This is a genomic window from Variovorax multivorans, from assembly GCF_051216835.1.
GTDB lineage: Bacteria > Pseudomonadota > Gammaproteobacteria > Burkholderiales > Burkholderiaceae_C > Variovorax.
In genome coordinates, this window is record NZ_JBPJZL010000001.1 from 506,364 (window position 1) to 527,762 (window position 21,399).

A 21,399-nucleotide genomic window follows, 5' to 3' on the forward strand; every position below is an offset into this window, starting at 1 on the left:
ATAACCAATAACAACGACCCCACGACATCCAGACCATGAAATCCTCCCTCCCACGCCCCTCGACTTTTCTGCGCGCCGGCATGGCCGCCCTGCTGCTGGCCACCGCCGCAGCTTCTTCCAGCGCGGCCGACTGGCCCGCCAAGCCCATCACCCTCGTCGTGCCCTTCGTGGCGGGCGGCACCACTGACATCGTCGCGCGCACCGTGGGCCAGAAGCTGTCGGAATCGCTCAAGCAGCCGGTCATCATCGACAACCGCGGCGGCGCGGGCGGCACCGTGGGCGCGGCCATCGCGTCGAAGGCGCCGGCCGACGGCTACACGCTGTTCCTGGCGACCATCGCGCATTCGATTGCGCCGGGCCTCTACAAGCGCCTGCCCTACGACTTCCAGCGCGACTTCGACCCCGTGGCGCTGGTAGCGTCCACGCCCAACGTGCTGATCGTGAACGAGAAGGTGCCCGTGAAATCGGTGGCCGAACTCGTCGCCTACATCAAGGCCAACCCGGGCAAGGTCAACTACGGCTCGGCGGGCAATGGCAGCACGGAGCACATCTCGGGGGAGCTGTTCCGCTCGATGACGAAGACCGACATCGTGCACGTGCCCTACAAGGGCGGCGCGCCGATGATGGCCGACCTGATGGGCGGGCAGATCCAGATGGCCATCGAGACAAGCCCCTCGGCCGCGCCGCACATCCGCGCCGGCAAGGTGCAGGCGCTGGCCGTGACCACGAAGATGCGCTCGCCCGCCTACCCCGGCGTACCCACGCTCGACGAGGCCGGCCTCAAGGGCTACGACATGACCACCTGGTTCGCGCTCATGGCGCCGCACGGTACGCCGCCCGAGCTGGTGCAGCGCCTGAACGCCGAGGTGTCGCGCGTGCTGCAGCAGCCCGATGTGGTCAAGCGCTTCGAGGAACAGGGCGTGACGGCCGGCAACATGAAGCCGGCCGAGCTCGCAACCTTCATCGGCAGCGAGACAACGAAATGGGTGAAGGTGGCGAAGGATTCGGGCGCCACCGCAGAGTAAGCACCTCCCCGGCTATCGGAGAAGGCCTACGGCCAGCGCGGAAACCCGCTGAACAGGGGCAGCGGCGTTATCTGGAGAATAGGAGGCCATGCGCATCAGAACCCCGGCTTCCCTTCTCGCTCCCGCCTCCGCCCTTCTCTCCCTCGCGCTCCTGCTTCCCCCTGCATCCGCCGCCCCTGCCGCGGCAGATGCGGCGCTGACGCCCGAGGCCCGCATCGAGGCTCTCATCGCCCGCATGACGGTGCAGGAGAAGGCCGGCCAGCTCACCCTGTACGGCCCCGCCGACATCGACACCCCCAACAACCCCCAGGCCGGCTGGCGCAATGCACAGCAGGAGACTGCCGACGTGCGCGCCGGCCGCCTCACCGGCCTGTTCAACAACGCCGGCCTCGAAGGCAAGCGGCGGCTGCAGCAGATTGCGGTGAACGAGTCGCGCCTGGGCATTCCGCTGATCTTCGGCGCGGACGTGATCCACGGCTTTCGCACCATGTTCCCGATGCCGCTGGCCGAGGCCTCCAGCTGGGAGCCCGACCTGGCCGAGCGCACCGCGCGCGCCGCAGCGGTCGAGGCCACGGCCGACGGCTTCCGCTGGACCTTCGCGCCCATGGTCGACATCGCGCGCGACGCACGCTGGGGCCGCGGCCTCGAAGGCGCTGGCGAAGACGTGTACCTCTCGCGGCAGTTCGCAGCCGCCCGCGTGCGCGGCTTCCAGGGCCCAGACCTTTCCCGGCCCGACGCGATGCTGGCCACGCCCAAGCACTTCGCGGCCTACGGCGCGGGCGAAGGCGGGCTCGACTACAACGTGAGCGACATCTCGCAGCAGACGCTGCGCGAGGTGTACCTGCCGCCGTTCCGCGCGGCGCTGGACGCCGGTGCGCTCTCGGTCATGAGCGCCTTCAACGAAATCGGCGGCGTGCCCTCCACCGCCAACCCCGCGCTGCTCACGGGCGTGCTGCGCGACGAATGGAAGTTCCAGGGCTTCGTCGTCTCCGACTACACGGCCGACGAAGAACTCGTGGAGCACGGCTACGCCGCCAACCCACGCGAGGCTGCCAAGCAGGCCTTCATGGCCGGCACCGACGTGAGCATGCAGAGCGGCCTGTACATGCGCTACCTGCCCGACCTCGTGGCCTCGGGCGAGGTGCCCATGGAGCGGCTCGACGAGGCCGTGCGCCGCGTGTTGCGCGTCAAGCAGAAGCTGGGCCTCTTCGACGACCCGATGCACGGCCTCGACGGCCCACCCGCCTCGCAGCGCCCCGAGAACCCCGAATTCATCTCACTGGCCCGCGAGAGCGCGCGCCGCTCCATCGTGATGCTGAAGAACGAGCGCATGCTGCTGCCGCTGCCCAAGGCCGGCACGAAGATCGCGCTCATCGGCCCCTTCGCCGAGGGCACCGTCGACCTGATGGGTGCGTGGAGCCTGTTCCCCGGACAGTCGGGGCCGGTGGGCATCGACCAGGGCCTGCGCGCGGCGCTGGGCCCCAACTCATCGGTGAACGTGGTGCGCGGCTCGGGCATCGAGTCGCAGCTGTCCGGCGGCATCGACGCCGCGGTGGCGGCCGCGCGCGATGCCGACGTGGTGGTGCTGGCCATCGGCGAGAGCGAGAAGATGTCGGGCGAGGCTCGCTCGCGCAGCGACATCGGGCTGCCGCAGGCGCAGCAGGACCTGGCCGAGGCCGTGGCCGCCACTGGCAAGCCCGTGATCGTGCTGCTGAGCAACGGCCGCGCGATGGCGCTGAAGGGCGCGGTGCGCAATGCGCGCGCCATCCTCGTCACGTGGTTCCTCGGCGTGCAGACCGGCAACGCGATCGCCGACGTCGTGTTCGGCGACTTCAACCCCTCAGGCCGCTTGCCCGTGAGCTTTCCGCAAACGGCAGGCCAGGTGCCCTACTACTACGCCCACAAGCGCACCGGGCGTCCATCACCCGAGAACGCGCCCAACACGTCATTCAAGACGCGCTACCTGGACGCAACGAACGAGGCGCTCTACCCCTTCGGCTTCGGCATCGGCTATTCACCGGTGCGCTACGACAACGTCGAGCTGAGCACGGAGCGGCTGCCGACGTCGGGCACGCTGCGCGTGCGCGCCACCGTCACCAACACCGGCCAGCGCGATGCGGAGGAAGTGGTGCAGCTCTACATCGGCCAGCGCGCGGCCAGCGTGACGCGGCCGGTGCGCGAGCTGAAGAACTTTCGCAAAATCGGCATCGCGCCGGGAGCTTCAGCGGTCGTCGAGTTCACACTCACGGCCGATGACCTGGCGTTCATCGGCCGCGACATGAAGCCGACCGTCGAACCCGGCGAGTTCGACCTGTGGGTGGCGCCTTCGGCCGCGAGCGGCATCCGCAGGCGCTTCGTGCTCACACGCGATTGACGCCGGGCGTGCGAGGCGCCGCGGCGGCTCAGTAGGTGGTTGCGCCGGCCCCGTTGGTGGCGTGTGTCATCGCCGCATCCGGCTGGTTCGCAGAAGCCACCGGCGGCTGCACCTGCGATTCCAGAACTTCCGTCGGATGGATTCCGGTGTTCGCGCGAATCGCCTCGGCCTGCACCTGCGCACGGTCGGCGCCCGACACGGGCGCCTGCACCTGCGATTCCAGAACTTCCGTTGCGTGAATGCCGTTGTTGGCGCGCACGGCGTCGTCGGCCACCGCATCGCGCGACTGGGTCGAATGCGAGATCTGCGGATAGTCGGGGTCGGCCAGCCCGCCAGCATGCGCGAACGATGCCAGCACCAGCGCGGGCACGGCTGCGATGCAAAGGGTTGCGATACGAAATCTCATGGTTGTCTCCTTGAGTGATGACGATGAATTCACTCTAGGACGCGGTACTTACCAGGCTGTGAGAGGCCGCTTACGCAGCAGTGAGAGTTTGCTTAGATGAGCGTGAGAAGGCGCGAAGCCGGCCAGGGCGCATACTGGCCCACCTTTGCTGCACCGGGGCCTCGCACGCGAGACCCTGCTCCCTTCGATGCCGGGCTATCTACTCAAGCTGGAGCGCATCGCCATCGCGGGTGCCGACGACCTCGTCATCCAGTCGTTGCTCGATCGGCAGCAGTTCTCCGACCCCTCGGGTGCGGCAGCCGCGCAGGGCATCTCTTCCGCCTCATGGCCAATGTTCGGGCTGCTGTGGCCCTCGGGCGCTCAACTGGCCGCGCGCATGGCGTTGCACCCCGTGGTGCTGGGCGCGCGCGTGCTCGAGATCGGCTGCGGCCTCGCGCTCGCAAGCCTGGTCGGCCATCGGCGCGGCAACGACATGACGGCGAGCGACTGCCACCCGCTCGCTGGCGGCTTCCTGCTGGAGAACCTTCGGCTGAACGCCTTGCCGCCCATGAAATACAGGCGCGGCCATTGGGGCATGCAGGAGACCGGGGCCGACGGCGACGTGCACGGCCTGTTCGACCTCGTGATCGGCAGCGACCTGCTGTACGAGCGCGATGCGGAAGGCCTGCTCGCCGCCTTCATCGCCCGCCATACCAGCCCCGCCGCCGAGGTGTGGATCGTCGACCCGGACCGGGGCAACCGGTCGGCGTTCAACAGGCAGATGGCGGACGAGGGCTTCGGCATGTGCGAGGAGCGGTTGGATCAACTCGCAACCGTGAGCCGGGTGGCATACAGGGGGCGATTGCTGACGTATCGGCGTGCGGCCGCTTGAGGCTCTATATTCGGCCGCTTCTGAATCGGAAGGCTGCCTTGTGGAGACAACGAGCGCCAGAGCATGACGATCACGCCTAACCACCCCCTGCCCATCGACCACTTCCTCGACCTCGTGTCCGACACGCTGGTCAACAGCTACTGCTTTCGATCGACCGGCCGTGTGACCGCGACGATCGGCAAGAAGAACGGCCCTCTGGCCGGGCCGCTGTTCGACTACCGCGTGATATCCGACGACAGCATCGAGATCGTTCATTCGAACGAGCGTATCGAACGGTGGACCGGCATCCGCGTCGAGGGCGACCTGCTGCACGTCGAGCGCGACGGCCAACTCCAAACCTTCACGATCAGAAAACCCGCACCATGAAAGTCAAACGACTGGTCGCCAACTTCGCCGCGCTCGAGCCCGCGCGTGCGGCTGTCTTCTACAAGGACATCCTCGGCCTCGATCTGCTCATGGACCACGGCTGGATCCAGACCTACGGCTCGCAGGCCGAGATGACGTTGCAGGTCAGCTTCGCGTCGGAAGGCGGCTCGGGTACGCCAGTGCCCGATCTGTCCATCGAGGTCGACGACATCGACACGGCCTTCGAACGCATGAAGGCAGCGGGCTTCGCCATCGAATACGGCCCTGCAGACGAACCCTGGGGCGTGCGCCGCTTCTACGTGCGCGATCCGTTCGGCAAGCTGGTCAACATCCTCGCGCACGCCTGAGGGCCGCGCGCTCTTGCTGAGCCTCAATCGAGCCCGTGAAACACACTGTCGTCCGGCCCGATGTGCGAGGGCGGCGTCCAGGCTGCGTCACGCATCGAGCGGCTCACGAGCTTTTCCACGCCCAGCAGCGTGGCGAAGATGGCCATGCGCACCGGGATGCCGTTGTCGGTCTGGCGGAAGATGGCCAGGCGCGGGTCGTTGTTCAGGTCGACGCTCAGGTCGTGCGAACCGGGGCGGCCATCGCGTGGCAGCGGATGCATCACCACCACTTCGGGCTTGCAGGCTGATTCGATAAGTGCGCGGTTGATCTCGAACGCGTTGTCGAAGCCCTCCAGCACTTCGTCGTTCGCGAAGCGCTCTTTCTGGATGCGCGTGGCGTAGATGATGTCCGCGCCGGCCAGCGCCTGCGCAGGCGTGGCGGCGGTCTCGACGACGTGGCCGTTGCGGCTCACGGCCTCCACGATTTCCGCCGGCATTGCGAGCGACGGCGGCGAGATCAGCGTGAACTTCAGGCCGCGATACAGCGCGAGCAGCTTGATGAGTGAATGCACGGTACGCCCGTACTTCAGGTCGCCGACCATCGCGATGTGCGCGCCGTCGACCAGCTTGCCCAGGCGCGAGAACTCGCGCTGGATGGTGTACAGGTCGAGCAGCGCCTGGCTGGGGTGCTCGCCCGGGCCGTCGCCACCGTTGATGACCGGCACGTTGGTGGCGCGCGCGAATTCGGCGACCGAGCCCTGCTCCGGATGCCGCACCACGATCGCATCGGCATAGCCGCTGATGACGCGGCTGGTGTCGTAGATCGATTCGCCCTTGGCCATCGACGAGAAGGTGAAGCCGGTGGTGTCGCACACCGAACCGCCGAGCCGGCAGAACGCCGCGCCGAAGCTCACTCGGGTGCGCGTGCTGGCCTCGAAGAACAGATTGGCCAGCACTGCCCCTTCGAGCACGCGGCTGACCTTGCGGCGGCGCGCGATGGGCTGCATGACGTCGGCCAGCTGGAACAGCTCATCGATGGCGTCGCGGTTGAACTGGCTGACCGACAGCAGGTGGTGCGAGCCTTCGGTGGCCAGCGCCTGGCGTAGAGCGCCTTCATGTGCGCTTTGCGTATATTCACTGCGCCGGCCGTCCGAAGCCAGGATTTCGCTGACAAAGCGTCGCGCGACTTCGGGCATGGCCCTGAATTCGTTGGATTCGTCGGGCAGGAGCCAGGCGTCGAGCGCCCTTCTCCGGCTGCCGATGCGCTCTGCGAATGCATCGCGCGTCATGTTGAGTTGACGCATCGCGTCGCGGAGGAGCACCTGTTGCGGCATGTTCATGGGCCGCGAATATATACTCAATGCGTATATTTTGACAACAACCACAAAGCGATCGGCCATGAAAAAACGGGCCCGAGGGCCCGTTCTTTCTTTTGCGACACCCGAAGGTGTCGTGGTCGGCGCTTACAGGCCAGCTTGGCGCGTGAACGACACGCTGGGCTTCTTGTAGGCAGCCGGCACTTCGTCGCGGTAGAACGCGCGGCGGTCGAGGCTGGCGAACGGGTCATGGGCCTTGGCAACGGCTTCGGCTTGCACGGTCGCGCGGTTGGCGGTCGAGGTGAAGGCTTGTGCGCCAGCGCCCGAGGCATCGCTGTATTCGTTGCCAGCACGAGCGGCGGCAACGGCTTGCGGTGCGACTTCAGCGCGGGTCACAGAAGAGTTCACGACGTGCACGCCGTCGTAGGTTTCTGCGTGGGCTCCGGCAGCAGCCAGGAGCGAGAGGGCAGCAGCGGCGAGGATCTTCGAGGCATTCATTTCAATCTCCTTCAGGTGATGGGTTGGTGAGGAGAAGTTTGATCCTGAAGAGCCCTGAAAAACGCCGTCGAAATGAACCACGGCGTTCACAGGATTGAAACAATCAGGGCCTTGAAAAGAAGCCGGTCAATAGGGGTTGCCCCATGAAACAGCAGCCTCAGTGGCTGATCATCCACGGCCGCCGCGAAGGCGCGGACTTGGCCCCGTTGGGCGCCGTCACCGTCGCACCCCGCTTGCCCGAACTGCTGCAGCAGCCGCAGCCCGCCGGGTGCTTGAAGCGCGCGTAGTCGCGCGAACTGCCGGGCTCATGCCGCGCGCGCTCGTTGGTTTCCATGGCGCGGCGCGTGCCCGAGGCCATCAGTGCGAGCCGCGGTGCGGCCGAAAGTACGCGCGGCGAAGCGCATCCGCAATCGGGGCATGCGGCGGGCTCGTCGCGCAGGCCCGAGGGCCGCAGCGCTTCGAAGCCACCGCACTGGCCGCAGGCGTAGTCGTAGGTGGGCATGGCGTGGCTGTCTTTCAACGCAGGTCGTGCGACAGCGGCATGCTGATGCTGCCGTCGATCATCTTCACCGGGCCCGAGGCGTTCGGGTTGATGTCGAAGTCGAAGATGCCCGTGGGCAGCCACAGCGTGGCGCACGAGTTGGGCACGTCGACCACGCCACTGATGTGGCCCTGCACTGGCGCCGTGCCAAGAATCGAATAGGCCTGCGCGCCCGAGTAGCCGAACTTCTTCAGGTACTCGATGGCGTTCAGGCAGGCCTGGCGGTAGGCCACGTTCACGTCGAGGTAGTGCTGCTTGCCGCTCTCGTCGACCGAGATGCCTTCGAAGATCAGGTAGTCGTTGTATTGCGGCGTGATCGGGCTGGGCTTGAAGATCGGGTTCTTGATGCCGTACTTGGCCATGCCGCCCTTGATGAGCGTGACCTTCATGTGCACCCAGCCAGCCATTTCGATGGCGCCGCAGAAGGTGATTTCGCCGTCGCCCTGGCTGAAGTGCAGGTCGCCCACGCTCAGGCCCGCGCCGTCGACGTACACCGGGAAGAACACCTTCGAGCCACGCGACAGGTCCTTGATGTCGCAGTTGCCGCCGTGCTCGCGCGGCGGCACGGTGCGCGCACCCTCGGCAGCGGCTTTCGCCCTCGCCTCGCCAGTCATCTTGCCCATGTGGGCGGTGCCGGCGAACGGCGGATTGGCCAGGCCGGGCACGCGATCGGGGTCGGTGGCAATGAGCGCCTTCTCGCGCTCGTTCCACATATCGAGCATGGGCTTGTCGGGCAGGCAGCCGATCAGGCCGGGGTGGATGAGGCCAGCGAAGTTCACGCCCGGAATGTGGCGCGAGCTGGTGAACATCCCCTTGAAGTCCCAGATCGATTTCTGCGCTTCGGGAAAATGATCGGTCAGGAAACCGCCGCCATTCTTCTTCGAGAAAAATCCGTTGAAGCCCCAGAGGCTGTCCTGCTTGGCGCCGATGTCGAGCAGGTCGACCACCAGCAGGTCGCCGGGCTCTGCGCCTTTCACGCCCACGGGGCCCGAGAGGTAGTGCACGGTGCTCAGGTCGATGTCGCGCACGTCGTCGGCGCTGTCGTTGTTCTTGATGAAGCCGCCGGTCCAGTCGAAGGTTTCGAGGATGAAGTCGTCGCCCGGGTTGACCCAGCAGGCCATCGGAATGTCCGGGTGCCAGCGGTTGTGAATCAACTCGTTCTCGGTGGGCGACTTGGTCAGATCGACCTTGATCAGCGTGTCCGTCATTTGCAGTGGCTCCTGGTTGGGTTGTGGTTGAACGGAAAGATCAAACGGAGAGGTAGGCTTTGATGTGGTCCACATCGGTCTTGTCGCGCGCGGTCTCGTGCACGAGGCGGCCGCCTTCGATCACGAAGAGCCGATCAGCTACATCCATCGCGAAGCTGAGCACCTGCTCGGACACGACGATGGTGATGCCGCGCAGCTTGCGGATCTCGTTGAGCGCCTTGGCGATGTCCTTGATGATCGAAGGCTGGATACCTTCGGTGGGCTCGTCGAGCAGCAGCACCTTGGGGTCGGTGACGAGGGCGCGTGCAATGGCAAGCTGCTGTTGCTGGCCGCCCGAGAGGTTGCCGCCCTTGCGGCTCTTCATGTCCCACAGCACGGGGAACAGCGCGTAGATCTCTTCGGGGATGCGGCGGGTCTTCGAGTTCTCGAGCCCGGTCTGGATGTTCTCCTCCACCGTCAGCGTCGGAAAGATCATCCGGCCCTGCGGCACGTAGGCGATGCCCTTGGCCACGCGGCGAAAGCTCTCGTCGCGCGACACGTCTTGCCCCGCCACTTCGATGCGCCCGCTCTTCAATGGCAGCACGCCCATCAAGCTCTTGAACAGCGTGGTCTTGCCCATGCCGTTGCGGCCCATGATGGCGATGGTTTCGTTGGCATGGCCCTCGAAGGAGATGCCGTGCAAGGCCTCGCTCTGGCCGTAGGCTACGTGCAGGTCTTCGACCTTCAGCATGATGTTGCTCATCTTGTTGGACTCCAGGTGCTTGTGTTCGGGGTGCGTGCGAAGAACACCGGGTACTCCCCTCCGCGAATGTCCCCCGGCCTTCGGCCTCCTCCTTTATTTCGCTGCGGGGAGCACCCGGTGCTCTTCGCACAGTGGGCGCGGCTCTCGTATCGGCCAATCAACCAGTGCCCTGAACGACAGCGCTTCATCTAGTGCCCCAGATAAACATCGATGACCTTGGGATCGGCCTGCACCTTCTCCATAGGCCCTTCGGCAAGGATCTTTCCCTGGTGCATCACGGTGACCTTGTGCGCGATCTGCTTCACGAAAGCCATGTCGTGCTCGATGACGATCACCGCGCGGTTCTGGCAGATGCGCTTGAGCAAGTCGGCCGTGAGCTCTCGTTCGCGCGCGCTCATGCCGGCGATGGGCTCGTCGAGCATCAGCAGCTCGGGCTCCTGCATCAGCAGCATGCCGATCTCAAGCCACTGCTTCTGGCCGTGGCTCAGCAGACCGGCCTCTGTGTCGAGGCGGTCGGCCAGGCCGATCTCTTCGGCAATCGCCTGCACCTTGGCCTTGACCTCGTCGTCGCACTTGAAAGCCAGCGCGCCGAACACCGAGCGGCCCTTCGGGAACGACACCTCCAGGTTCTGGAACACACTCAGGTTCTCGTAGATGGATGGTGTCTGGAACTTGCGGCCGATGCCCAGCCGCACGCGCTTGTGCTCGGCCATCTTCGTGAGTTCGGTGTTCTTGAACTTGATGCTGCCGGCGCTCGCGCGCGTCTTGCCGCAGATCAGGTCGAGCAGCGTGGTCTTGCCTGCTCCGTTGGGGCCGATGATCACGCGCAGTTCGTTGCGGTCGATGTACAGCGTGAGGTCGTCGATGGCCTTGAAGCCGTCGAAGGAGACGGTGAGGTCTTCCACGGCGAGCGCGAAGTCGGTGTTGCTCATAGGGTGTTCCGGTTCAGGCGCGTTGGCTGCCGACGCCTTCCGGCAGCGTGGGTTCGGGTTGTGATGCGGTCGACGCCACCGGTGCGGGTGCGGTTGCTGCAACTGGTGGCGGCTTGACAGCCGCATCGCGCAGCGCCTGCCGGCGCGACTTCCACCACGGCCGGATCTTTTCTTCCCACACTCCGGCAAGCCCCATCGGGAAGGCCATGGTCACGCCGATGAAGAGACCGGCCATCAGGAACAGCCACAGGTCCGGAAAGCTTTCAGAGAACAGCGTCTTGCCCGCATTCACCAGCAGCGCGCCGTACACCGCACCCACCAGGCTCATGCGCCCGCCCACAGCGCAGAAGATCACCATCTCGATCGACGGCACGATGCCCACGAAGCTCGGCGACATGAAGCCCACCTGCAGTGCGAACATCGCGCCACCGATGCCCGAGAGCCCGGCCGCCAGGCAGAAGATGAAGACCTTGAAGTTCGACACGTCGTAGCCCGAGAAGCGCACGCGATCTTCCTTGTCGCGCATGGCCAGCAGCAGCGTGCCCAGCTTGCTGGTCTGCACCCAGCGGCACAGCAGAATGCTCGCCACCAGAAGGCCGACGCAAACGTAATACAGCACGTACTTGGCGCCGTCGGTGCGCGTGTCCCAGCCCAGCATCGTCTTCAGGTCGGTCATGCCGTTCACGCCGCCCGTGTAGCCCTGCTGGCCGATGATGAGCACGGTGCAGATCAGTGCCACTGCCTGCGTGATGATCGCGAAGTACACCCCGCCCACGCGCCGCTTGAACATCGCGAAGCTCACGAGCCAGGCCAGCGCCATCGGCGCCAGCACCACCAGCGCAAGGCTCAGCGGCAGGCTCTTGAACGGCAGCCACAGCGTGGGCAGCTCGGTGATCTGGTTCCAGTCCATGAAGTCCGGAATGCCGGGCGTCGACTGGATCTTGGTCGTGATGGGGTCGGAGGCTTCCAGCTTGAGGAACATCGCCATCGCATACCCGCCGATGCCGAAGAACACGCCCTGCCCGAGGCTCAGCACGCCGCCGTAGCCCCACACCATGACGAGGCCCACGGCCACGAAGGCATAGGTGAGGTACTTGCCCACGAGGTTGAGGCGGAAGATGTCGAGCGACAGCGGCAGCACCACCGCGAGCAGCAGCACCAGGAGCAGCAGGCTGCCGAGCTGGTAGCGCTGGATCGAGGCCTTGATGAAATTCATCGGAACGTTCTCCAGGAGGGAATCGGGTTCAACGGCGGACCTTGACGGCGAACAGGCCTTGGGGCCGCATCATCAGAATCAGCACGATCAGCGAGAGCGTCAGCACCTTGGCCATCGAGCCGGTCATGAAGAATTCGGAGATCGACTGCGTCTGTGCAATGCCGAAGGCCGAGACCACCGTGCCGAACAGGCTGGCCGCGCCGCCAAAGGTGACGACCAGGAAGGCGTCGACGATGTAGAGCGAGCCCGAAGTCGGCCCGGTCGAGCCGATGGTGGTGAAGGCCGCGCCCGCCATGCCGGCAATGCCGCAGCCGATGGCAAAGGTCAGGCGGTCTGTCTTCTTCGTGTCGATGCCGGTGGCGTTGGCCATCGTGCGGTTGGCCACTGTGGCGCGCACCCGCAGGCCCCAGCGGCTCTTGTGCAGAGCGATAAGCACGCCGCCCGTGACCAGCGCGGTGAGCGCCAGCACGAACAGGCCGTTGATCGGAATGTCCAGGCCTTCATGCGGCGTCCACGAGCCCATGAGCCACTCGGGCAGCGTCGGGCTCACCTCCTTCGGGCCGATGAAGGTGCGAAAGATCTGCTGCAGGCCCAGGCTCACGCCCCAGGTAGCGAGCAGCGTATCGAGCGGGCGCTTGTAGAGGTGGCGAATCAGCACCCACTCCACGATCCATCCGGTGATGAAAGCGAAGACGAAGGCCAGCCCGATGGCGATCGGGAAGTAGTAAGGCATGAAAGCCGGCGCCAGGCTTTCGGTGATGCGCGCGGCCAGATAGATCGAGTAGGCGCCGATGGTCATGAACTCGCCATGCGCCATGTTGATCACGCCCATCTGGCCGAAGATGATCGCCAGGCCCAGCCCCATCAGCAGCAGCACCGCGAAGAGGCTCAGCCCCGCGAAGCCCTGCATGAGGCCGATGTTCATCATGTCCGACAGAGTCATGGCGGGAAGTCCGGAATGTTGGAGTTGCCCCCCTCTCCCGCACGCGGGAGAGGGTTGGGGTGAGGGCCGACGGCCTGCTTACTGGTAGCCCTTCGGGAACGGATCGGGCTTGATCAACTCAGCCGACTCCGCCACCACCTTGAACGTGCCATCAAGTTGCCCCTGCCCGATGCGCGCCTTGCTCCACAAGTGGTGGTTCGCGTCCAGCTTCACGTACCCCTCGGGCGCCGTCTTCAGCTCGATGCCCGGCGAGCCGGCCACCACCTTGTCCACGTCGAAGCTGCCAGCCTTCTCCACCGCCGCCTTCCACAGCCACGGCCCGAGGTAGCCCGCCTGCGTCACGTCGCCGATCACCGCGTCCTTGCCGTACTTCGCCTTGAAGGCCTCCACGAACTTCTTGTTGTTCGGGTTGTCCAGCGTCTGGAAGTACTTCATCGACGAGTAGAAGCCTGCGAAGTTCTCGCCGCCCACGCCGGTCATCTCGTCTTCCGTCACGGCCAGCGTCAGCAGGAATTGCTTGTCGCCCGTGATGCCCGCAGCCTTGAGCTGCTTGTAGAAGGCCACGTTCGAGCCGCCAACCACCGCGGCAAAGATGCAGTCGGGCTTGGCCACCTTGATCTTGTTGATCAGCGAGTTGAAGTTGGTGTGGCCCAGCGGGTAGTACTCCTCGCCCTTGACCGAACCCTTCTGGAAGTTCTCGATGTGCTTGCGCGCGATCTTCATCGAGGTGCGCGGCCAGATGTAGTCGGAGCCCACCAGGAAGAAAGTCTTGGCCTTCTTCTCCTTCGCACCCCAGTCCAGGCCCCAGATGATCTGCTGCGTGGCTTCCTGGCCGGTGTAGATCACGTTCTTGCTCTGCTCCAGGCCTTCGTAGAAGGTCGGGTAGTACAAGAGGCCGTTCTCTTTCTCGAACACAGGCAGCACTGCCTTGCGCGAGGCGCTGGTCCAGCAGCCGAACACGGCCGCGCAGTGGTCGTTGACCAGCAGCTTCTTCGACTTCTCGGCGAAGGTGGGCCAGTCGGAGGCGCCGTCTTCCTTGATGACCTTGATCTTGCGGCCCAGCACGCCGCCCATGGCGTTGATCTGGTCGATGGCGAGCTGCTCGGCCTGGATGGAGCCGGTTTCCGAAATGGCCATGGTGCCGGTGGACGAATGCAGCTGGCCTACCGTTACCTCGGTGTCGGTCACGGCGAGCTTGGTGGTGTTGACCTTGGCCGTGGGGAACTGCCCCTGGCCGAAGCTCAGGCCGCTCAGGCCCATCACGGGCAGCGCGGCGGCGCCCTGCAGCAGACGGCGGCGGCGCAATGCCAGGGCATCGAGAGAAAGATCTGAATCACGCGACATCAGGAAACTCCAGGCAGGTTGTTGGAAAGTAGAGCCGCGCACCATCGCAGTGCATCGGACGGTGCCCCGAGCACCATGGCTGGTACTTTAGAAATCACCCGGGTTTGCGCGAATACGTCATTCAACGTAGCGGCGGGAGCCCGCCCTGCCCGCAGACTCGCGAGCCAGACATCGGTGGAAAACATCGAGGGGAAAGAAGCACAGGGAGCGCTTCTTGCTGTACCTGCCCCATGCCACCGCCGCCGCGAGAACCCGCCATGCAATCCGTCTCCGGACAGAAGATCTTTCGCATCCGCCGCGACTACAACGCCTGGGTCGCGAACGAGACGCTGGAGGACTACGCGCTGCGCTACACGCCGCGCAGCTTTCGCAAGTGGTCGGAGTTCCGCGTGGCCAACGCGGCCTTCGGCGCCACCTCTTTCCTGGCACTGGAAGCCATCGGCGGCGCCATCGCGCTGAGCTACGGCTTCTCGAACGCGCTGTGGGCGATCCTGGTCGTGGGGCTCATCACTTTCCTCACGGGCCTGCCCATCTCGTACTACGCAGCGCGGCACGGCGTGGACATGGACCTGCTCACGCGCGGCGCTGGCTTCGGCTACCTGGGCTCCACGCTCACATCGCTGATCTACGCGAGCTTCACCTTCATCTTCTTCGCGCTGGAGGCGGCCATCCTCGCGCTGGCGCTGCAGATGTACCTCGACTGGCCGCTGTGGCTGCTGTACATGGTGTCGTCGATCGTCATCATTCCGCTGGTGGCGCGGGGCATCACGCTCATATCGGGGCTGCAGCTGTGGACGCAGCCGATCTGGATCGTGCTGTTCGTCTGCCCCTTCATCGCAGTGCTGGTGAAGAAGCCCGAGCTGTACGCCGACTTCACCAGCCTGGTCGGCCGCACTTCGGACAGCAGCGGCTTCGATCCGCTGATGTTCGGCGCCGCCGCCACGGTGGCCTTCTCGCTGGTGGTGCAGATCGGCGAGCAGGTCGACTACCTGCGCTTTTTGCCCGAGAAGACAGCCGCCAACAGTGGCCGCTGGTGGACCGCGGTGCTCATCGCCGGGCCGGGCTGGATCGTGCCGGGCATGCTGAAGATGATGGGCGGCGCGTTCCTGGCCTTCCTGGCGCTGCAGCACGAGATTCCGGCCAACCATGCGATCGAGCCCACGCAGATGTACCTCACGGGCTTCTCGTACGTGCTGCGCGACCCGGCCTGGGTGCTGGGCATCACGGTGCTGTTCGTGGTGATCTCGCAGATGAAGATCAACCTGACGAACGCCTATGCGGGTTCGCTCGCGTGGTCGAACTTCTTCGCGCGGCTCACGCACAGCCACCCGGGGCGCGTGGTGTGGCTGGTGTTCAACGTGGTCATCGCGATATTGCTGATGGCGCTGGGTGTGTTCGCGGCGCTCGAACACGTGCTGGGCTTCTACAGCAACATCGCCATCGCATGGGTCGGCGCGCTGGTGGCCGACCTGGTCATCAACAAGCCGCTGGGCTGGAGCCCGAAGACCATCGAGTTCAAGCGCGCGCACCTGTACGACATCAACCCGGTGGGGCTGATGGCGATGCTGGTGGCGGCTGCGCTCGCCATGCTGGCCTACTCGGGCGTACTGGGGCATTGGGCCCGCGCCTTCTCGCCCTTCATCGCGTTGGTGACGGCCATGGCCGTGTCTCCGCTGCTGGCCTGGCGTACGCGCGGGCGCTACTACCTCGCGCGCACAGACATCGACCGCTGGAAGCCGGGCCAGAGCGTGAAGTGCTCGGTGTGCGACAACAGCTTCGAGTCGGAAGACATGGCTCACTGCCCGGCCTACAGCGCGCCGATCTGCTCGCTGTGCTGCACGCTCGAATCGCGCTGCCACGACCGCTGCAAGACCAACTCGCGCGCGGCCGAGCAGATGAGCGGCTGGCTGCAAGCGCTGCTGCCACCTGCGCTGTCGGCGCGGCTGAACTTCCGCGTGGCGCACTACCTGCTGATCGCGGCTTCGTTGATCGCATTGCTGGCCACAGTGGTGGGCGTGGTCTACGCGCAGGAGGCACTGGCGGGCACCAGCGATTCGGTCATAGCGACGGCCTTCCTGAAAGTGTTCGCGCTGCTCTCCGTCGTGGCCGCGGTGGCCGCGTGGTGGGTGGTGCTGGGCAGCGAAAGCCGGCAGATGGCACAGGAAGAATCGAACCGCCACAACAACCTGCTCGCGCTGGAGATCGAGGCACACCGCCGCACCGATGCCGCACTGCAGACCGCCAAGGAAGCCGCCGAGGCCGCGAACCAGGCCAAGACGCGCTACGTGGCGGGCATGACGCACGAGCTGCGCACGCCGCTCAACAGCATCCTGGGCTACTCGCAGATCCTGCTCAAGGGCGACGCCGTGACGCCGCCGCGCGAGGCGGTGCAGACCATTCACCGCAGCGGCGAGCACATGCTGGGCCTGATCGATGGCCTGCTCGACCTGGCGCGCATCGAGGCCGGCAGGCTGCAGCTCGAACCCGCACCGCTCGCACTGCCGGCCTTTCTAGACCAGCTCGTGCACATGGTGCGGCCGCAGGCCGAGAACAAGGGCCTGGCCTTCGTCTTCACGCACGCCGGGCAGCTACCGCCATGGGTGCATGCCGATGCGAAATGGCTGCGGCAGATTCTCATCAACCTGCTGACGAACGCGGTGCGCTTCACCGACAGCGGCACCGTCACGCTGCATGTGGATGCGCGGCGCGAGGTGCTGCGCTTCGACGTGGTCGACACCGGCATCGGCGTGGCGGCGCAGGACCACCAGCGCATCTTCCTGCCCTTCGAGCGCGGCGCGGCAGGCCGCCGCCGCGGCGAGCCCGGCACGGGGCTGGGCCTCACGATCACCGGGCTGCTCACTTCGCTGATGGGCGGCGAGCTCAAGCTGGCCTCTACCTCTTCGCAAGGCAGCACATTCAGCGTGCGGGTGTACCTGCGCGAAGTGGCCGACCCCGGCCCGCAGGCCAGCAAGGCCGGCGCGCTGCGGCAACCCGTGTCGGGCTACATCGGCGCGCGCCGCACGCTGCTGGTGGTGGACGACCAGCCCGTGCAACGCCAGATGCTCGCCGGCATGCTCGCGCCGCTGGGCTTCGAGGTGCGCGAGGCTGCGAGCGGCACCGAGTGCCTCGACAGCCTGCGCGAGGAGCTGCCCTCGGCCATCCTGCTCGACCTGACGATGGACGACATGGACGGCTGGCAGACCGCCGCGTCGGTGCGCGCCTCGGGCTTTCGCGACATCCCGATCATCATCGTCTCGGCCAACATGTTCGAGAACCAGAGCGAGCGGCTGCGCGCGGCGGACTGCCAGGCCTTTGTGGGCAAGCCGGTGATCGAGTCGGCGCTGATCGCCACGCTGGAGCGGCACCTCGGCCTCGAATGGCTGTCGGGCAGCGATGCATTGCCGCCCGCCGCTGCAGAAGACACGCCGCAGCGCCCGCGCCAGCTTGCCCTGTCGGAAGACGACAGAGCCGAACTCATGCGCCTCGTGCAGATGGGCCATGTGCGCGGCCTGCACACGGCGCTCGACCGGCTGGCGGCCGCCTCGCCCGCAGCGGCATCGACCTGCACCTGGCTGCGCGGCATGGTCACGCGCTTCGAACTCGACAACCTCCGCAACGCACTGGCCGAAGATGCAGACACCCTCGCCCCCTGAATCGCCATCATCATCCGAACGCCCCGTGGTGCTGGTGGTGGACGACGCACCCAGCAGCCTCGGCATGCTGTGCGACACGCTGGAGGCCAGCGGCTACACCGTGCTGGTGGCGGCCGACGGCGAGGCCGCGCTGCAGCGGCTCGAACTGGTGGTGCCCGACGCGATATTGCTCGACGGCCTGATGCCCGGCCTCTCGGGCTTCGAGACCTGCAGGCGCATCAAGGCCAACCCGGCATGGGCGCACATACCGGTGCTGTTCATGACGGGGCTTTCGGAAACCTCGCACGTGGTCGAGGGCTTCGAATGCGGCGGCGTCGACTACGTGGTGAAGCCCATCCGCGCGCAGGAGGTGCTGGCGCGGCTGCACACGCACGCGCGCAACGCCCGCATCACGCGTATGGCGCGAGACGCTGTCGACGTGGCCGGCATGGGAGTGGTGTTCGTCGATACGCGCGGGCGCATCGCGTGGCGCTCGCCGCAGGCCGCGCTGTGGCTGCATGCGCTGGAAGACCCGGTGGCGCCGGGCCTGCTGCCCGCATCGCTGGAACCGGCACTGGCGCCGGGCGCGGCCATTGCCATTGGCACCGCCACGGGCATGCGGCTGTCGGTGCGCAACCTCGGCGCGGCGGCGCTCGGCGAGACGATGCTGCTCTTCGCCATCCAGCGCGAAGGGCCGGCGGCCCGCCTTGCCGACGCCGCACTCACGCCGCGCGAGACAGAGGTGCTGTCATGGCTCGCCAAGGGCAAGACCAACCGCGACATCGGCGAGATCCTGGGCACCAGCCCGCGCACGGTGAACAAGCACCTGGAGCACATCTTCGAGAAGCTGGGGGTGGAGACGCGGGCGGCTGCGGCGGCGCTGGCGAGCGGTATGTAACCTCCATGGGGTAACCGCCCCAACGGCACTGGGCTATAGCTCTCGAATGCTCCGGTTGCGCCCAGAATGGGCATGCCACCGGAGAAATAGATGCTTTCAAGCCTTCTGCAGTTTCCTCCCCGCGAAAGTGCGTACAGGCGCAAGTTCCTGAACAACACGGACGAGAACCTCTTCATGGGTTCGTTCGAGAGCTTCGCGGCGGCCGAGGCTGGTGCACCGCCAAGCAAGGCCGTCGGCTACGCCAATGCCGACGCGGGCGAGCTCTACAGCCCGCAGATCTATTTCTACGACTACCCCGGCCTCTTCTGGCTGGGCCGCTCCATCGATGCGGGCCTGACGCGCGTGTTCGACCTGGGCGGGCACGTCGGCATCAAGTACTACGCCTTCCGCCGCGTACTCAGCTATCCCGACACCCTGCGCTGGACCGTGTGCGACGTGCCCGGCGTGGTCGAGAGCGGCCGCGCGATGGCCGTCAAGCGCGAAGCGACAGAGCAGCTCGGCTTTACCACCGACTACCGCGATGCGAGCGGCTGCGACGTGCTGTATGTGTCGGGCAGCCTGCAGTACCTGCCGACCCGAATGGACGCGATTCTTTCTTCGCTGGCCGTGAAGCCCAGGCGCATCATCATGAACACCACGGCCGTGCACCCCGAGCGCACGATCTACACGCTCAACAGCATCGGCGTGGCGGTGTGCCCGTATCGCATCCAGCACCACGACGAGCTGCTGGCCGACCTCGCGCGCTCCGGCTACAGGAAGCGCGATGTGTGGCGCAACGAGGGCAAGCCGATCGAGGTGCCCTTCGTCGATGGCGGGGACAAGCCGTACTACGCGGGCTGCTGCTTCGACCTCATCACCTGATCGGCCGCTGATGCATCGTGCCGATCAGGGAATGACGGCCGGCAGGTTCTGGTCGGCCGTGTGGCGCTGCTCGGGCGTCATTAAGTCGTAGAGCTTCGACAGTGCATCGCTCACTGCCTGCGTGCGCCGGGCGCGGTCTTGCGCCTGCGCGGCGCGCTGCTGTGCGAACTGCACGGCGGTCAGGTCGTCTGGCGGCGCTGCGGCTGTCATGCCGACGCGGCTGGCCATGTCCCACACCGCATCGGAGAAGCGGTCCCACAGCGGGGACTGCTCGGGCGTGATCATGAGCTGCACGCGCAGGTCGTAGAGCTTGTCGCGGACTTTGCCCGCAGCGGTTGCTGGCGTGGACAGGCCATCGCCTGTGCGCGGGCTCGTCGTGCTGTCGGGCCGCGTGCCGCGCCGGCCTCCGCCCATGCCACCGCCCCCGCCGAATTGCGCAAAGCAGTGGCCGCTCACGGCGACAAGGGCTGCGGCGAGCGCGAAGCGTTGCAGGGGTCGATTCATCGTCATTGCGGGTTCCTTCGATGCTTGGCCCTCGAAGGACCACCGCGCATTTCAGGCGCGACAGCTGTCCCGGGCGTTGCGAGCCCGTAAACCCGGGGTAAAGCAAGCCGCCTTTACTTTCGAACGGCGAAGCGGCGCCCTCGCATCGAAAACATCTTGACTGCCTTCAAAAAGATATTAAAGTGATATCACTTTTAACGGAGGCTACATGCAAGAGAAGACCCCCACAACACCGCGCAAGGTCCGCAAGGAGCGCCCCTACCGGTCGATCAACGGCTACGGCGTGTCGGCCGTGGTGCTGCTGCTGATCGCTGTCGGCGTATGGGCAATAGTGCAGCGCCTGATGCCGCTGCCCATGAGCATTGGGCTGATCGTGATCGGCCTCGTGCTGATTCCGGGCCTCTACATGCTGCAGCCCAACGAGGGCATCATCCTCACGCTGTTCGGCGAGTACCAGGGCACCGACCGCACCGAGGGCCTGCGCTGGACCAACCCGCTGCAGAGCGGCCAGAAGATCTCGCTGCGCGCACGCAACCTCAACACGCCGCCGCTGAAGGTGAACGACAAGCGCGGCAACCCGGTGGAGATCGGCGCGGCGGTGGTGTGGAGGGTCTACGACACGGCGCAGGCCGTGTTCGAGATCGACGACTACAACAAGTTCGTCGCCATCCAGGCCGAAGCCGCCATCCGTCACCTCGCCACTCTCTATGCCTACGACAGCGGCGACGACCTGCAAAGCGAAGAAACCACGCTGCGCGCCGGGCTCGACACAGTGGCCGACGCGCTCAAGGACGAGCTGAACCAACGCTTTGCCAGCGCGGGCGTCGAAGTGCTCGACGCCAAGCTCACCCACCTCGCCTACGCCCCCGAGATCGCACAGGTGATGCTGCGCCGCCAGCAGGCAGTGGCCATCGTCAGCGCGCGGCACCAGATCGTGGCGGGCGCGGTAGGCATGGTCGAGGCGGCGCTCAAGGGCCTGTCAGAGCGCAATCTCGTGGTGCTGGACGACGAGCGCAAGGCCTCGATGGTGTCCAACCTGCTCGTGGTGCTGTGCTCCGACCGGGAGACGCAGCCCGTGGTGAACACCGGTACGCTGTACACCTGAAGCCCGCCTCTCTACCCGCACCCGATGGCCAGTCCCGGAAAAAAATCCTACCCCCTGCGCATCGATCCGGCCCTGTGGGCCGAGATCGAACGCCTGGCGGCGCAGGAGCTGCGAAGCGCGAACGCGCAGGTCGAGTTCCTGCTGCGCGAAGGGCTGGTCAGGCGAGGAAGGCTGCCCGCCGCGGACGCGGGCAAGCCCGACGAGCCTGCGTCATCCCCTCAGTGATAACCCCAAATCCGCTGAAGGCCGAATGACAGCCCCGGCTTCTACGATGGCAGTAGCAGGCGGCGC

21 protein-coding genes are annotated in these 21,399 nt (G+C 66.0%); 10 read left to right on the forward strand and 11 right to left on the reverse strand.

All coding sequences use genetic code 11. The features are described from left to right. The first annotated feature begins 35 nt into the window (after nucleotides 1-35). Together ACSFCA_RS02390 and ACSFCA_RS02395 are read left to right on the forward strand one after the other, a co-directional pair. Complete coding sequence (locus tag ACSFCA_RS02390) at nucleotides 36-1,025, forward strand: tripartite tricarboxylate transporter substrate binding protein (RefSeq protein WP_435458481.1); 990 nt, start codon at nucleotides 36-38, stop codon at nucleotides 1,023-1,025. An 88-nt stretch (nucleotides 1,026-1,113) separates the two neighbouring features. Next, nucleotides 1,114-3,399 carry a glycoside hydrolase family 3 N-terminal domain-containing protein gene (locus ACSFCA_RS02395; RefSeq protein WP_435458482.1) on the forward strand — a complete coding sequence of 762 codons (2,286 nt, stop codon included), beginning with the start codon at nucleotides 1,114-1,116 and terminating at the stop codon, nucleotides 3,397-3,399. Between the two features lie 28 nt (nucleotides 3,400-3,427). Here the strand turns inward: ACSFCA_RS02395 and ACSFCA_RS02400 are convergent, their stop codons facing one another. Beyond that, nucleotides 3,428-3,805 (reverse strand): hypothetical protein, encoded by a 378-nt coding sequence (locus ACSFCA_RS02400; protein ID WP_435458483.1) that lies wholly within the window; start codon nucleotides 3,803-3,805, stop codon nucleotides 3,428-3,430. A 187-nt stretch (nucleotides 3,806-3,992) separates the two neighbouring features. Here ACSFCA_RS02400 and ACSFCA_RS02405 point away from each other — a divergent pair, with 187 nt between their 5' ends. From ACSFCA_RS02405 to ACSFCA_RS02415, 3 genes are all read left to right on the forward strand, one after another. Continuing rightward, complete coding sequence (locus ACSFCA_RS02405; protein WP_435458484.1) at nucleotides 3,993-4,676, forward strand: class I SAM-dependent methyltransferase; 684 nt, start codon at nucleotides 3,993-3,995, stop codon at nucleotides 4,674-4,676. Between the two features lie 63 nt (nucleotides 4,677-4,739). Further along, a complete protein-coding gene (locus ACSFCA_RS02410) occupies nucleotides 4,740-5,042 on the forward strand; it encodes a hypothetical protein (protein ID WP_435458485.1) in 303 nt (100 codons plus the stop codon). Further along, nucleotides 5,039-5,389 (forward strand): VOC family protein, encoded by a 351-nt coding sequence (locus tag ACSFCA_RS02415; RefSeq protein WP_435458486.1) that lies wholly within the window; start codon nucleotides 5,039-5,041, stop codon nucleotides 5,387-5,389. Before ACSFCA_RS02410 ends, ACSFCA_RS02415 begins: the two co-directional genes overlap by 4 nt. Before the next feature lie 23 nt (nucleotides 5,390-5,412). On the opposite strand, the gene ACSFCA_RS02420 is transcribed toward ACSFCA_RS02415, so the two are convergent. From ACSFCA_RS02420 to urtA, 9 genes are all read right to left on the reverse strand, one after another. Then, nucleotides 5,413-6,708 carry an aspartate carbamoyltransferase gene (locus ACSFCA_RS02420; RefSeq protein ID WP_093055863.1) on the reverse strand — a complete coding sequence of 432 codons (1,296 nt, stop codon included), beginning with the start codon at nucleotides 6,706-6,708 and terminating at the stop codon, nucleotides 5,413-5,415. A 123-nt stretch (nucleotides 6,709-6,831) separates the two neighbouring features. After that, a complete protein-coding gene (locus tag ACSFCA_RS02425; protein ID WP_093055861.1) occupies nucleotides 6,832-7,182 on the reverse strand; it encodes an alpha/beta hydrolase in 351 nt (116 codons plus the stop codon). 157 nt (nucleotides 7,183-7,339) lie between these two features. Further along, nucleotides 7,340-7,684 carry a zinc ribbon domain-containing protein gene (locus ACSFCA_RS02430; RefSeq protein ID WP_435458487.1) on the reverse strand — a complete coding sequence of 115 codons (345 nt, stop codon included), beginning with the start codon at nucleotides 7,682-7,684 and terminating at the stop codon, nucleotides 7,340-7,342. A 14-nt stretch (nucleotides 7,685-7,698) separates the two neighbouring features. Continuing rightward, nucleotides 7,699-8,931, reverse strand: coding sequence for a formamidase (gene fmdA, locus ACSFCA_RS02435; protein WP_093055859.1), 1,233 nt, complete (start codon nucleotides 8,929-8,931; stop codon nucleotides 7,699-7,701). A 40-nt stretch (nucleotides 8,932-8,971) separates the two neighbouring features. After that, entirely contained in the window at nucleotides 8,972-9,661 is a 690-nt protein-coding gene (urtE, locus tag ACSFCA_RS02440) for an urea ABC transporter ATP-binding subunit UrtE (protein WP_093075114.1), read from the reverse strand. 200 nt (nucleotides 9,662-9,861) lie between these two features. Further along, nucleotides 9,862-10,605 (reverse strand): urea ABC transporter ATP-binding protein UrtD, encoded by a 744-nt coding sequence (gene urtD / locus ACSFCA_RS02445; protein ID WP_093073602.1) that lies wholly within the window; start codon nucleotides 10,603-10,605, stop codon nucleotides 9,862-9,864. 13 nt (nucleotides 10,606-10,618) lie between these two features. Further along, on the reverse strand, nucleotides 10,619-11,821 hold the full coding sequence (gene urtC, locus ACSFCA_RS02450) for an urea ABC transporter permease subunit UrtC (protein WP_435458488.1): 1,203 nt from the start codon (nucleotides 11,819-11,821) through the stop codon (nucleotides 10,619-10,621). A 28-nt stretch (nucleotides 11,822-11,849) separates the two neighbouring features. After that, complete coding sequence (gene urtB / locus ACSFCA_RS02455; RefSeq protein ID WP_093055853.1) at nucleotides 11,850-12,764, reverse strand: urea ABC transporter permease subunit UrtB; 915 nt, start codon at nucleotides 12,762-12,764, stop codon at nucleotides 11,850-11,852. Nucleotides 12,765-12,842: 78 nt separating this feature from the next. After that, nucleotides 12,843-14,108, reverse strand: a complete 1,266-nt coding sequence (urtA, locus tag ACSFCA_RS02460; protein WP_097198976.1) for an urea ABC transporter substrate-binding protein — start codon at nucleotides 14,106-14,108, stop codon at nucleotides 12,843-12,845. Between the two features lie 257 nt (nucleotides 14,109-14,365). Here urtA and ACSFCA_RS02465 point away from each other — a divergent pair, with 257 nt between their 5' ends. The 3 genes from ACSFCA_RS02465 to ACSFCA_RS02475 all read left to right on the forward strand — a co-directional run bounded on the left by ACSFCA_RS02465 (nucleotide 14,366) and on the right by ACSFCA_RS02475 (nucleotide 19,499). Beyond that, complete coding sequence (locus ACSFCA_RS02465) at nucleotides 14,366-17,761, forward strand: hybrid sensor histidine kinase/response regulator (RefSeq protein ID WP_435458489.1); 3,396 nt, start codon at nucleotides 14,366-14,368, stop codon at nucleotides 17,759-17,761. Next, nucleotides 17,739-18,638 carry a response regulator gene (locus ACSFCA_RS02470; protein ID WP_435458490.1) on the forward strand — a complete coding sequence of 300 codons (900 nt, stop codon included), beginning with the start codon at nucleotides 17,739-17,741 and terminating at the stop codon, nucleotides 18,636-18,638. The genes ACSFCA_RS02465 and ACSFCA_RS02470 overlap by 23 nt, the downstream gene beginning before the upstream one ends. A gap of 90 nt (nucleotides 18,639-18,728) precedes the next feature. Continuing rightward, nucleotides 18,729-19,499 carry a TIGR04325 family methyltransferase gene (locus tag ACSFCA_RS02475; RefSeq protein WP_435458491.1) on the forward strand — a complete coding sequence of 257 codons (771 nt, stop codon included), beginning with the start codon at nucleotides 18,729-18,731 and terminating at the stop codon, nucleotides 19,497-19,499. 24 nt (nucleotides 19,500-19,523) lie between these two features. Here the strand turns inward: ACSFCA_RS02475 and ACSFCA_RS02480 are convergent, their stop codons facing one another. After that, nucleotides 19,524-20,009: a Spy/CpxP family protein refolding chaperone gene (locus tag ACSFCA_RS02480; protein ID WP_435476144.1), complete on the reverse strand. Its 486-nt coding sequence runs from the start codon at nucleotides 20,007-20,009 to the stop codon at nucleotides 19,524-19,526. 202 nt (nucleotides 20,010-20,211) lie between these two features. On the opposite strand from ACSFCA_RS02480, the gene ACSFCA_RS02485 reads away from it, so the two are divergent. Continuing rightward, a complete protein-coding gene (locus ACSFCA_RS02485; protein WP_435458493.1) occupies nucleotides 20,212-21,108 on the forward strand; it encodes an SPFH domain-containing protein in 897 nt (298 codons plus the stop codon). A 24-nt stretch (nucleotides 21,109-21,132) separates the two neighbouring features. Then, nucleotides 21,133-21,333 (forward strand): type II toxin-antitoxin system antitoxin, encoded by a 201-nt coding sequence (locus ACSFCA_RS02490; protein WP_093055839.1) that lies wholly within the window; start codon nucleotides 21,133-21,135, stop codon nucleotides 21,331-21,333. Nucleotides 21,334-21,399 lie beyond the last annotated feature (66 nt).